General features: G+C 70.8%; 11 protein-coding genes. 4 read left to right on the top strand and 7 right to left on the bottom strand.

The genetic code is table 11. The annotated features are described in order from the left end of the window. Positions 1-4: 4 nt before the first annotated feature. Positions 5-670, top strand: coding sequence for a hypothetical protein (locus FFS15_RS09510; protein WP_137844785.1), 666 nt, complete (start codon positions 5-7; stop codon positions 668-670). On the opposite strand, the gene FFS15_RS09505 is transcribed toward FFS15_RS09510, so the two are convergent. From FFS15_RS09505 to FFS15_RS09490, 4 genes are all read right to left on the bottom strand, one after another. Further along, positions 630-1,997: a M1 family metallopeptidase gene (locus FFS15_RS09505; protein WP_249353902.1), complete on the bottom strand. Its 1,368-nt coding sequence runs from the start codon at positions 1,995-1,997 to the stop codon at positions 630-632. The genes FFS15_RS09510 and FFS15_RS09505 overlap by 41 nt on opposite strands. Further along, entirely contained in the window at positions 1,994-5,923 is a 3,930-nt protein-coding gene (locus tag FFS15_RS09500) for a Pls/PosA family non-ribosomal peptide synthetase (protein ID WP_249353900.1), read from the bottom strand. Before FFS15_RS09500 ends, FFS15_RS09505 begins: the two co-directional genes overlap by 4 nt. Before the next feature lie 8 nt (positions 5,924-5,931). Continuing rightward, positions 5,932-6,504 (bottom strand): hypothetical protein, encoded by a 573-nt coding sequence (locus FFS15_RS09495; protein WP_137844782.1) that lies wholly within the window; start codon positions 6,502-6,504, stop codon positions 5,932-5,934. Between the two features lie 101 nt (positions 6,505-6,605). Further along, entirely contained in the window at positions 6,606-6,812 is a 207-nt protein-coding gene (locus FFS15_RS09490) for a hypothetical protein (protein ID WP_137844781.1), read from the bottom strand. Between the two features lie 173 nt (positions 6,813-6,985). Between FFS15_RS09490 and FFS15_RS09485 the strand changes: the two genes are divergently transcribed. From FFS15_RS09485 to FFS15_RS09475, 3 genes are read left to right on the top strand one after another with little or no spacing between them, the layout of a single operon-like run. Beyond that, positions 6,986-8,182 (top strand): glycosyltransferase, encoded by a 1,197-nt coding sequence (locus FFS15_RS09485; RefSeq protein WP_137844780.1) that lies wholly within the window; start codon positions 6,986-6,988, stop codon positions 8,180-8,182. 54 nt (positions 8,183-8,236) lie between these two features. Further along, positions 8,237-8,596 carry a helix-turn-helix transcriptional regulator gene (locus tag FFS15_RS09480; protein ID WP_137844779.1) on the top strand — a complete coding sequence of 120 codons (360 nt, stop codon included), beginning with the start codon at positions 8,237-8,239 and terminating at the stop codon, positions 8,594-8,596. After that, positions 8,593-9,393, top strand: coding sequence for a hypothetical protein (locus FFS15_RS09475; protein WP_137844778.1), 801 nt, complete (start codon positions 8,593-8,595; stop codon positions 9,391-9,393). The genes FFS15_RS09480 and FFS15_RS09475 overlap by 4 nt, the downstream gene beginning before the upstream one ends. 114 nt (positions 9,394-9,507) lie before the next feature. Here FFS15_RS09475 and FFS15_RS09470 read toward each other — a convergent pair whose 3' ends face one another. From FFS15_RS09470 to FFS15_RS09460, 3 genes are all read right to left on the bottom strand, one after another. Then, positions 9,508-10,656, bottom strand: a complete 1,149-nt coding sequence (locus FFS15_RS09470) for a DUF6596 domain-containing protein (RefSeq protein ID WP_137844777.1) — start codon at positions 10,654-10,656, stop codon at positions 9,508-9,510. A gap of 13 nt (positions 10,657-10,669) precedes the next feature. Next, on the bottom strand, positions 10,670-11,077 hold the full coding sequence (locus tag FFS15_RS09465; RefSeq protein ID WP_137844776.1) for a YciI family protein: 408 nt from the start codon (positions 11,075-11,077) through the stop codon (positions 10,670-10,672). 113 nt (positions 11,078-11,190) lie between these two features. Then, on the bottom strand, positions 11,191-11,565 hold the full coding sequence (locus FFS15_RS09460; protein WP_137844775.1) for a cupin domain-containing protein: 375 nt from the start codon (positions 11,563-11,565) through the stop codon (positions 11,191-11,193). Positions 11,566-11,903 lie beyond the last annotated feature (338 nt).

The following is an 11,903-nucleotide window of genomic DNA, read 5'->3' as shown; positions in this document are numbered from 1 at the left end:
GGGGATGACCGTCGAGCAGGCGTCCTGCGGGCCCGTGCGGATCGCCTGGACGGATGCAGCTGCCGCTCATCCCGAGGCGATCGCCGCGGTCGCCCGGCTCGGCGCATCGCAGCGAGCACGGCACGCAGGTCTCGATCCCGCCCGCGCGGCTCGGTTCGCCGCCGGACGACTGCTGCTCGTCCGTCTGCTCGCCGAGTTCGCGCCGATCGACGGGGTCGCCCTCACGAGCGTGTGCGAGGTGTGCGGCGGCGACCACGGTCGGCCGCGGGTCGTCGGCGTGCCGGTCGCGGTGAGCGTCAGCTACACCGGCGATCTCGTGGTGGCCGCCGCGGTCAGCCTCGATGCAGCCGGGGCGGTCGGGGTCGACATCGAGCGAGGGGACGCGGCATCCGGTCCCCTCGATGTACTCGCCCCGCTCTTCGCGCCCGCGCCGCCGCCGGATCTCGGCGGGTGGACGCTGATGGAGGCGGCGATGAAGGCGGACGGCCGCGGTGTGCGGATGCCGATGGCCGAGATCCGGATGGGCGAGAAGTCGTCTTCGGTTCTGCCCGACGGGCACGCCCTGTGGCTGCCCGGACGCGCAGAAGCGGTCGAAGCGGCGCTCGTAGCAGGCCCCGCGGGGTACGTCCTCAGTACGGCGGTGATTCCGTCCACGGCACCGGTGCGGTGACGACCGCCGGCTCGACGGCTGACCCCGCGCCGCGCACCGGGGGAAGCCCGGGAAGTGGTCGGCGGTCGAGCCACGCCTCCCAGAGCCCCGCCAGCGGCATCCCCGTGATCTCAGCAGCGAGCGCCTGGAGATCGGGGGTCGTCGCCGTCGAGGCACGGAACCTGGCCGACCATTCACGGAGCACGGCGAAGAACGCGGCATCGCCGACGGTCAAGCGCAGCGCGTGCAGCGTCAACGCGCCGCGCTTGTAGACCCGGTCGTCGAACATGAGATCGGGTCCGGGGTCGCCGATCACGATGTCCTGGGGGAGCGCCGCGAGGCGGGCGTGATGTGCGATTGCCTTCGCGTGTGCGCTCGCGCCGCCGGAGCGCTCCGACCAGATCCACTCGGCATAGCAGGCGAAGCCCTCGTTCAGCCAGATGTCGCGCCACAGCCTCACGCCGACGCTGTTGCCGAACCACTGGTGGGCGAGTTCGTGGGCGATGAGGCGCTCCGAGCCGCCGGCGCCGTCGGCGTGATTGGCGCCGAAGATGCCCATGCCCTGTGCCTCGAGGGGGATCTCGAGAACATCGGCCGTCACGACGACGGAATAGTCGGGCAGAGGGTACGGCCCGAAGGCCTCCTCGAAGACGGCCATCATGCGCGGCAGATCATCGAAGTCCGCATGCACGCGCGCCGCGAGCGGCGGCGGATAGTGGAGGTGACCTCGCGTCGCACCGAGCGCCAACGGCTCGCTCGTGTAGCGGCCGACCTGCAGGGTGACGAGGTACGTGGGTGTGGGTTCGCCCCGCTCGAAGATCCACGTGGTCTTGCCGCCGCGCGTCGAGCGCGAGGTGCGGCCTCCGGCCACGACCGTGTACGCCGAATCCGTCGTGAACTCGATTCGGTACGTCGCCTTGTCGGCGGGCAGGTCGTTGCAGGGGAACCAGGTGGGGGCGCCGGTCGGCTGCGCTGCGACCAGCACGCCGTCTTCGAGTTCCTCCCACCCGATGGTTCCCCACCGAGATCGGCGCGGACGCGGCGCACCGGCGTAGACGACGGTGATCTCGAACGCGTCGCCCGCCGACAGCGGTGCTCCCAGAGTGACGCGCAGCTTGCGGTCGCTCTGGTGGAACGATGCCGCACGGTCGCCCGCGACGCGCACTTTGGTCGCTCGCACACCGACGAGGTCGAACGACAGCGATCGCGTGGCGGTGATCGCACGGCCGCGAATCGCGGCGACGCCGCTCAGCCGGTTGGTCGTGACCTTGTAGTCGAGCGTGAGGTCGTAGTGCTCGACGCTCATGCTCGCGTCGCCGCTCTGGGCGATGTAGGGGTCGCCGCTCACGTGTCGGCCGACTGATAGGCGCGCACGGTGACCGCCCGCCACGGGCCGATCGGGTTGCCGCTCCATCTGCTGCCGACGGGCACGGCTTCGCCGCGCATCACGAGGGATGCCGGACCCACCGTCGCGTTCGCACCGATGGTCGCGGCGGGAAGGATGACGCTGTGGGGTCCGAGCGTCGCGCCGGCCTCGAGCGTCACGGTGTCGGTGCTCATGACTCGATCATGGAACAGATGCGTCTGAACCACACATCCGCGGTTCACGGTCGAGCCGTCGCCGAGCGTGACGAGATCGGGCTCGGGGAGCCAGTAGCTGTCGGTCCAGACGCCGCGACCGATCTTCGCCCCAAGGGTGCGAAGCCACATCGCAAGTGCGGGCGTCCCCGCGGCGGCGTTGGCGAACCACGGGGCGGCGAGCATCTCGGTGAAGGTGTCGGACACCTCGGTGCGCCAGACGAAGCTCGACCACAGGGGATGCTCGCCCGCGCGGATGCGGCCGACGAACGTCCACTTCGCGATCGTGGTGATGGCGGCGGCGACAGCGCCCGCGAGCATGATGACGACCCCCGAGAGGACGATCGACAGCGCGAGCCCCAGGTGCTCGATCATCGCGCTCAGCGCGAAGAACACGGTGAGGCCGAGCGCGCACGTGATGAAGACGGGGAGGATGCGGCACATCTCCCACAGTGCGCGGGCGACGCGAAGGCCCGAGCGTGGCCGATAGGTGCGCTCGAGATCGGAGTCGTTGACGACGCGTCGCAGACGCACCGCCGGGGATCCGAGCCACGACGAGCCGGGCTTGGACTTCTCGGGCGCGACCGACAGGACGGCGACGAGGCCGTCGCGCGGCACCCGGTGCCCGGGCCCGGCCATTCCCGAGTTGCCGAGGAAGGCCCGCTTGCCGATGCGGGCGTGGGCGAGCCGCATCCACCCGCCCTTCAGTTCGTAGGTCGCGACCATCGTGTCGTCCGCGAGGAAGGCGCCGTCGTCGATCGTCGTCATCGACGGCAGCAGCAAGACGGTGGATGCTTCGACATCGTGGCCGACCTTCGCTCCGAGCATCCGCAGCCAGACCGGGGTGAACAGGCTCGAATAGAGCGGGAACAGCAGGGTTCGGGCGGAGTCCAGCAGCCGCTCGACGGTCCAGGCCTGCCAGGCGACGCGACCGCGGACGGGGTGTACGCCCTCGGCCAGCCCGATCGAGAGGAGCCGGGTGAGGACGAGGACGGAACCGGCGAAGGTGAGGCCGGCCGCGAGGGTCGCCGGCACGAGCCACAGGAGCGTCTCGGGGATCGCGTCGGACAGGGATGCCGAACCACGGACACCCTGCGCGATGATCAGCCCGCCGACGGCGAACGCGATGAACGGGAGGATCCCGAGGATCGCCGAAGAGGCGCCGTAGACCCACAGCCACCGTCGCGGCGCCGGAGGGCGCTCGGGTGCGAGCGGACTGGAGGTGCCGCCGACCCGCACGGCGGGGGACCCCGCCCAGCGCTGGCCGGCGCGGACTCTGCCGAAGACGGCCGATCCTGGGGCGATCTCGGCGCCGCGGCCGATCTTGGTGCCGGGTGCGAGCGTGCTGCGGGCGCCGATCGTGGCGCCCGCGCCGATCCGGATGCCGCCGATGCGGACGGTGTCGCCGTCGATCCAGTAACCGGAGAGGTCGACCTCGGGCTCGATCGCAGCGCCTTCGGCGATGTCGAGCATGCCCGTGACGGGCGGGAGCGCGTGCAGGTCGACGTTCGGGCCGATCTTCGCTCCGAGCGCTCGCGCGTAGTAGCTCACCCACGGTGCGCCGGCGAGCCCCACCGGATCGATCTGATGGGCGACCTGCTCGGCGAGCCAGAGCCGCAGGTGCACACCCCCGCCGCGCGGGTAGTCGCCCGGAGCGAGGTTGAGCAGCAGCAGGCGGGCCAGCGCTGCCGACACGGCCATCCGGCCGAGGGGCGTCGCGAACACCAGCAGTCCGACGAGGATGACCCATCCGGGCGCGGAGGGAAGGAACTCGAACCCGGGGACGAGCTGGAGCAGCCAGCTCGCCGTGAGGAGCCAGAACGTCCAGCGGAGGCCGGTGAGGACGAACAGCGGCACTCCGGCGATGCTCTGGACCCACTGCATGATCCGCGGTGTCGGTCGAGGGGTGCTGAAGGTCGCCGTCTCGCCTTCGGGCGCGAGGTCGTCCTCAACAGCTTCGGCCATCTGCCGCAGGCGCGGGAGATCGTAGACGTCGGCCATCGTGAACTCCGGCGCCCGTGAACGGATCCGGGAGACGAGTTGGGCGGCCGCGAGCGATCCGCCCCCGAGCTGGAAGAAGTCGGCGTCTTCGTCCGACGGGCGGATGCCGAGGACGGCGACCCACTGCTCGGCGAGCCACGCGGCGGTGCCCGAGAGGGGCGAATCCGAAGCGCCCGTGTCGGTCAGCGGCCAGGGGAGCGCTGCCTTGTCGACCTTGCCCGACGTTCGCACCGGCAGCTCGTCCATGACGGCCAGGAGGGGGATGAGCGGAGCGGGGAGCGTTTCGGCGAGCTCGGCACGCGCCGCCTGGCGATCGAAGCCCTCGGTGGGGACCACATAGCCGACGAGGAGTGCCACGCCACCCTCGGATCGCTGAACGACGACCGTCGCGGCAGAGACGGCGCTGAGCGACTGCAGCGCGGACTCGACCTCGCCGAGTTCGATGCGGCGACCGCCTACTTTGACCTGATCGTCGGCGCGGCCCTGGAAGAGCAGGCCGGCGGAATCCGCGCGCACGAGATCGCCCGATCGGTAGGCGCGGTCCCAGCCCAGGGAGGGCATCGGAGCGTACTTCTCGGCATCCTTCGCCGGATCCAGATATCGGGCGAGGCCGACCCCGCCGATGATGAGCTCGCCGACCTCGCCGTCGGCGACCCGGTTGCCGTCGACGTCGACGACGGCGAGCGCCCAGCCGTCCAGCGGCAGGCCGATGCGCACGGCCCCGGCGCCGTCGAGCAGAGCCGCGCACGCGACGACGGTGGCCTCTGTCGGGCCGTACGTGTTCCACACCTCACGACCCTCGGAGACGAGGCGGGACACGAGCTCGGGAGGGCACGCCTCACCGCCGAAGATCAGCAGCCGCACGTTCTCGATCGCGTCCTGGGGCCACAGCGCTGCCAGCGTCGGAACCGTCGAGACGACCGTGATCCCGTGTCCGAGCAGCCACGGGCCCAGGTCTTCGCCGGAGCGCACCAGGGCCCTGGGCGCCGGGACGAGGCATGCTCCGTGTCCCCACGCCAGCCACATCTCCTCGCACGAGGCGTCGAACGCGACCGACAGGCCGGCGAGCACGCGATCGCCGGGTCCGAGCGGAGCCGACGTGAGGAACAGCCGCGCCTCTGCGTCGACGAAGGCGGCAGCCGACCGGTGGGTGACCGCCACGCCCTTCGGCACGCCGGTCGAACCCGAGGTGAAGATGATCCACGCGTCATCGTCGGCGCCGGGCGGCGGCACCGTGACGATCGCGCTCGAGCTGGGATGAGGATCCGCACCCGCGAACAGGCGGTCGGTGTCGCCGGCGCTGTCCGCATCGTGGCGGGCTCGATAGACGCCTCCTGCCGTCACGACGCCCCGCACCCCGGCTTCGCCGAAGACGAGGTCGGCGCGCTCCTGCGGGTCGTCCGCGTCGACCGGGACGTAGGCGGCGCCGGCGGCGAGGATCCCGAGGATCGCGAGATACAGTTCACGGTCGCCCGACGGCATCCGCACCCCGACGCGATCCCCGCGCCGCACACCCTGATCCACGAGCCGCGCCGCGGTTCGCCAAACCCGGGCGAGCAGCTCCGCGTAGCTCAACGCCCCCGCGGCATCCTCGAGTGCGGAGGCCTCGGGATAGCGCCGAGCGGACTCGCGGAGGATGTCGATCAGCGTCCGCCGCTCGGTGGCCGCAGACGAGCGGTCGAGATACTCCTGCACGAGGCGAGTCAGGAGGAGAGCAGGTCGACGAGCTGAGCTTTGGTGTGCCGCGAGAAGCCGGTGCGCCCCTCGGCGCGCGCGCGCTCGCGCAGCTGGGCGACCGTCAGCGACGCGAGATCGGTGCTCGGGGCGGGCTCCGCCGTCTCGGCGACAACCGCGGGGGCGGCGGGTGCAGGCTCGGCGACGACGGGCGCCTCCGGTGCCGGCTCGGCGACGACCGTGGTGATGGGGGTCGGTGCGGGCTTCGCGGCCTTCTGGGTGGCCGACTTCTTGGCCGCCTTCTTCGCCGCAGCCTTCTTCGCGGCGGCCTTCTCTGCGGCGAGCTTCGCCTCGATCTTGTCGGAGGTCTTCTCGAGGCGTCCGATCGCAGCGATCGCCTTCTTCTCGACCTTGCGCGGGCTGCGCTCGATCTTCTTCTTCGAGACGTTCGCGACGTCCTTCGCGTCGGCAGCGACGTCACGGAGCTTCTTGGCGGCCTTTTTCGGCAGCGATTTGCTCAGCTTCTTGGCGTCTTTCGCCGCGTCCGCTGCCGCGCTGACCGCGGCGTTCGCCGACTTCACGGCCTTGGGTGTCTTCGCCATGGTGGATCCTCTTCACTTCGCCGCGTCAGAGGGCCGCGATCGCGGCCGGTGGGCAGGGCGCCAAGGGTACAGGCTCAACAAGAACGGACCGGAAATCCGGGTCAGGGTCGCTCCTTCTTGATGCGCTTCTTCGCCTCCCGCTCGGCGAGGACGGCGACGAAGTCGCGCACTTTGGCTGAGGACATCTCGTCGCGGACGTCTCCGACGATCTGGGCGATGCGCGCAGCATCCACCTCGGGGTACTTCGCGACAAGACGATCGACGATCTCGCGGAACGCGCCGTCTTCGTCGATTCCCTTTTCTGCCACGCAATCCTCCATCGTTCGGGTGACGGGTGAATCGTAACGGTCGGCTGGCGCCGCTGTCAGCAGTTCATACACTGCACACGCGCGGTTCATCGACATCGGAGCGCGTCCGCTTCAGCATTGTCTGAACTCGGCACCGTCGCCGGCATCCGGCACCGCGTCCGAGAGGTGAAGCTTTGACCGAAACGATCCGGGTTCTTTCGCTCTACGAGGGCTTCTTCGCGGGAGGTGCGCGAATCCTCCACACGGATGTCGTCGCCGGGCTGCACGCGACCTCGACGCAGCGCCACAGCGTGCTGTCCATCGCGGCCGAGGCGCACCGGGAGTCGACACGCCAGCTGATGGGCGACGATCCCCGCTACCAGAGGCTCGTGGATGCCGGCATCGGCGTGTCGACGCTGGGCCGCACCGCCACGGGGGTCCCTCCGGCGCGATCGAGCTTCACCGAGTTCGAACTCCTGCTCGCAGCCGACGCGGTCCGTAGGGCAGACGTCATCCTCTCCCTGAAGGAGCAGCCGTTGGGACTGCTCCTGGCTCTGCGTGACCACGGACTCATGCCCGACATCCCGGTCGCCGCGTGCCTTCATCGCTCGGACCCCGACCATTCCGGACCCGCGCTGGACTGGCTGGCGGAAGCCGCCCACACCGGGCTCGTCACGGCCACGATCTCGTGTGCGCGGTCGACGAGCGAGGCATACGCGCGCGCCGTTGCACCATCCACGCGACGGCTCGTCATCCCGAACGGCATCGACACCGCGCGGTTCCGACCCGGCACGCGCGCCGAGAAGGTCGCGATGCGCCGAAGTCTCGGCATTCCGCAGCGTGCTCCGGTGGTGGTGTACGCGGCGCGGTTCGACGATATGAAGAATCCCGAGTTGTTCCTGCGAGCGGTCGCCGAGCACTCGCTCCGTCAACCCGACACCCACTACGTCGCATGCGGGGCGGGAATGACGATGGACAACGACCGGTTCCGGCATCTCGTTCACGCCTCGGGAATCCGCCGGGCGGAGAACCTGCACGCGCTCGGTGTTCGTGACGACATGCCTGCCGTGTACGGCATCGCAGACATCGTCGCGCTCACCAGTGCGTTCGGAGAGGCGTCGCCGCTGTGCCTCATCGAGGGCGCGGCGTGCGGTGCCACGCCGGTGACCACCGATGTGGGCGACGCGGCAGCGATCGTCGACGGCATCGGGTTCGTCACGCCCCACGATGCGACGGCTGTCTCGCAGGCGTGGGAGCGGGTGCTCGCCGGTCGAAGCGGTCTACGGCGGGCGGCCGTCGGAGCGCGCAGGCGGCTCGGGCGCGAGACCATGATCACCGGCTACGGGGATGCGATCGGCGAACTCATCCGACGCGAGGCGATCGCCGCCTGAAGGCTCGCATGCAGGATTCTTGCTTATAGGAAGATATCTGCCTATAGTGTGACCATGCGACGGCGGCCCGGCACTCTCCTCCCTCTCGAGGCGGCGATCATCGACGCCGCACTGCGGCTGCGGCAGGCGGGCGAAGACCGCTTCCACGGCTTCGGGATCGCGAAGGTGATGGCCGACGGCGAGGCCGCCGGACCCCTCACCGCGCACGGCACGCTCTACAAGGCGCTCGCCCGACTCGAGACGGCAGGGCTGCTCGAGAGCGATTGGGAGGATGCCGACGCGGCGACCGCCGAGGGGCGGCCGCGTCGGCGGCTGTACACCGTGACGGGCAGCGCCCAGCTGGCGCTCGCGCAGCATCGACAGGATTCGCGGCGGGCCGCCCCAGTGGGCCGCGCCGCGTGGGAGACGCCATGAGCGGCCACGCGCCGGCTCAGGGCGGCGGGCAGGACGCGGCGGCTCTGGCCGAGGCGCTGACCTGCCGGTGGGTTCGCGGCTACACCGCGTGGGTGGGTGCGGAGGCGGCCGAGCGCCGACGCGCCGAGATCGCCTCCGACGTGTGGGAGCAGCGGGCCGACGCGCGCGAGCGAGGAGCGGCGCCGGCGACGGCGGCGCTGTCGATCGCGGGCAGAGTGATGGCCGGCATCCCTGCCGACCTCACGTGGGTACGCGCACAACGCCTGGCGATGCGGGGTCAGCGGGCCGACAGGAAGGCTCTGACCATGAACACTCTCGGACACATCGCGGCACGCTGGTGGTGGGTGCTCGGCGCCGCAGTGCTCGCCGGCCTCGGGGTCGTCGCGCTGATCTTCGGCGATCGCGACCTTCAGCGGGGCCAGGTCGGGGTCACCGTCGCCGCCCTCGTCGCGGGCATCGTCCTGCGGCAGTTCCTGCCGCGCACCGCCGCATGCCTCATCGTGTTCGGTGCGGCGATTCCTGCCATGCTCATCTGGGTGCCGTGGGTCATGATCGTCGGCATCGCCACTGTCATCGGCGCCGCGATCGAGGTCGTGCGTCTGACAAGCGGCGTCGCCGGCCGCGCACTCGCCGCCCTCGGCCTCGTGTCGGTCGTCGGCGCGATCGTGTGGATCGCGGCCAGCGGCCTGAGTGGCCCCGAGGGCCTGGGACTCTGGGGCCCGATAGTGCTCGCCGCTGCCGGCATCGCCGTGCTCGTGGCGACCGGAGCACGCAGACGCCCGGTGGCGGCCGCCTGACGGCACCGCTCGCAAGACCTCGGCGGGACCGCCCGGTGCGGGCGACCCCACTCCCGCCGGAGCGCCTCTGGGGATGCCGCTCGGCACGGCATCCCCAGAGGCGAAGGCGTGGCGTCACCCCTTCTCCACGGCAGCGCCGAGCCGCGCGGCCTCGCGCGTGAGGTGGGCGCGTTCCGCCTCGTTCGTCGCCCGCCGCGCGGCATCCGCATACTCGACGGCCGCTCGCCGCGGGTCGCACGCCCGCTCGTGCAGGTAGGCGGAGACCGCTGCGAACCGAGGGAGGTCGGGGTCGAGCTCCGCGAGCGCGGCCAGACCCGCGGCGGGACCGATCGCCTCGCCCAGCGCGACCGCGCGATTGAGCCGCACGATCGGCGACGGGGTCAGGGCGACGAGTTCGTCGTACCACTCCACGATCTGCGGCCAGTCGGTCTCGGCCGCGCTCGGCGCATCGGCGTGGAGGGCCGCGATCGCGGCCTGCGCCTGGTACTCGCCGAGGCGATCCTCGCCGAGCGCCACCTGCAGGATCTCGATGCCCTCGGCGATCGCGGCCGTGTCCCACAGCGACCGATCCTGTCGCGAGAGCGGCACCAGGCGACCCGCTTGGTCGAACCGCGCACGACGACGGCCGTGGTGCAGCAGCATCAGCGCGAGGAGTCCTCGCGCCTCGGGTTCGTTCCCCAGGGCCGCGAGCTTCCGCGTCACCCGGATCGCCTCGGACGCCAGATCGATGTCGCCCGAGTAGCCCTCGTTGAACAGCAGATAGAGCACCCGCAGCACGGTCGCGCCGTCGCCCGGCTCGTCGAGCCGCACCCCCGCGATGCGCTGCTTCGCGCGCGTGATCCGCTGCGCCATCGTGGCCTCGGGCACGAGGTACGCGTCGGCGATCTGCCGGGTGGTGAGGCCGGCGACGACACGGAGCGTGAGGGCGATCGCGGATGCGGTCGACAGCGACGGGTGCGCGCACAGGAAGTACAGCCACAGACTGTCGTCGCGCGCCGGGACGGCGCCCGGCTCGGGCTCGAGTGCGTCGCGCTCCTCACGCGAAGACCGTGCGGCGTCGCTGCGGGTCTGGTCGATGAACCGCCGCCACGCGACCGTGATGAGCCAGGCCTTCGGCTCGCGGGGCGGATCCTCGGGCCACTTCTCGAGCGCGGTGAGGAGGGCGGACTGCACGGCGTCCTCGGCTGACGCGAAATCCGCCCCGCGCCGGACCAGGACGTCGACCGCCTGCGGGATCAGCTCGCGCAGGCCGGTCGTGTCCATCGTGCTCGAGGTCTCACTCGGTGATCGCGGGAGTGGGCTCCATGACCGGGCGCAGTTCGAGCCATTCCCCGAGCGGCTTCCCCCCGGCTGCCGGCGCGGCCGACAGCTCGGCGGCGACGGCGAGCGCGCGATCGTACGAGTCGACGTCGAACAGCATCCACCCGGCGACGAGATCCTTCGTCTCGGCGAACGGGCCGTCGGTGACGGGCGGGCGCCCCTCGCCGTCGTAGCGCACCCACACGCCGTCCATCGCCAGCGCCTCGCTCGCGACGAACTCGCCCGACGCGATGAGGCGGCGCTCGAAGTCGATCATGTACGCCATGTGGGCTTCCCACTCCTCGGGCGTCCACTCGTCGGACGGCACGTCGTTCGTGGGAGTCTTCCCACCCCGGTAGTGCTTGAGCAGCAGGTACTTCGCCATCGGTCTCTCCTTCTCTCCGACGCGCCCATTCTGGCCGCGTTCACGTGTGAGACGGAACAGGATGCCGATTCTCTACATCTCGCATGGCGCAGGGTTCGCGAGTCGCGTACGGCTCAGCCTGCAGCCTCCATGTTCCTGCTGACGACGGCGATCGTCCGCTCGAGCTGCTCGGTGGGGCTGAACTCGACGACCTCGGTGCCCGCATAGAGCACGGGCGTGTGACCCGGTGGGACGTAGTAGGCGTCTCCGGTCGTGAACGTCTCGTCGCCGGAGCCGGTCTTGAACGTCACCTTCCCGCTCACGACGTAGCCCCAATGGGCGGACTGGCACTGGCTGTTCGGCAGCCCGGTGAAGAATGCGGCCAGGTCGGCGTCTGCCGTGTACGTCTCGAAAGCCACCGTGTAGCCACCCTCGAGGTTCTCCAGATGACCCTCGTATCCCTCCAGTTCCACATTCTGCGATGCGCTGCTCTTCGATGCCTTGGGCATGGTCCCTTTCCCTTCCTTGATCGGCGGGCGCGGCAGTGTGCGGATCGGAGGCGGATGGCGCCGGGCGCGACGATCGACCCCCGTTCCGTGCGGCCTGGAACGCCGTGATGGCCGTCGGCTGGTCCCCGCAGCCAACACCGACCGTCGTCATGGCGAGCAGACCCTGCTCGTCCATGGCCCCGATCATCGTCCTGCCGGCGGCGGATGTCCACCCCCCTCGGCGACGGCGCGCGTCGGCATCCGAAACCGAGGCGAAACACACGCGCGACTCCTCGAAACCTGCGTCGGCAATTGTTGCCCTTGCTGACATTCCGCGCGGTCCCCGTCGGGCGGAGCAG

Origin of the sequence: Microbacterium sp. 2FI, assembly GCF_005502885.1 — a bacterium.
Lineage (GTDB): Bacteria > Actinomycetota > Actinomycetes > Actinomycetales > Microbacteriaceae > Microbacterium.
Note: the sequence above shows the minus strand (reverse complement) of the source record. Positions and strands in the feature narration are given on the sequence as shown.

What these genes read in the sequence shown, in the direction of transcription:
- FFS15_RS09510 (WP_137844785.1), top strand. Translation starts at nt 5, where the DNA reads ATGACCGTCGAGCAGGCGTCCTGCGGGCCCGTGCGGATCGCCTGGACG.
- FFS15_RS09495 (WP_137844782.1), bottom strand. Translation starts at nt 6,504, where the DNA reads ATGGCGAAGACACCCAAGGCCGTGAAGTCGGCGAACGCCGCGGTCAGC.
- FFS15_RS09480 (WP_137844779.1), top strand. Translation starts at nt 8,237, where the DNA reads ATGCGACGGCGGCCCGGCACTCTCCTCCCTCTCGAGGCGGCGATCATC.
- FFS15_RS09475 (WP_137844778.1), top strand. Translation starts at nt 8,593, where the DNA reads ATGAGCGGCCACGCGCCGGCTCAGGGCGGCGGGCAGGACGCGGCGGCT.
- FFS15_RS09470 (WP_137844777.1), bottom strand. Translation starts at nt 10,656, where the DNA reads ATGGACACGACCGGCCTGCGCGAGCTGATCCCGCAGGCGGTCGACGTC.
- FFS15_RS09465 (WP_137844776.1), bottom strand. Translation starts at nt 11,077, where the DNA reads ATGGCGAAGTACCTGCTGCTCAAGCACTACCGGGGTGGGAAGACTCCC.
- FFS15_RS09460 (WP_137844775.1), bottom strand. Translation starts at nt 11,565, where the DNA reads ATGCCCAAGGCATCGAAGAGCAGCGCATCGCAGAATGTGGAACTGGAG.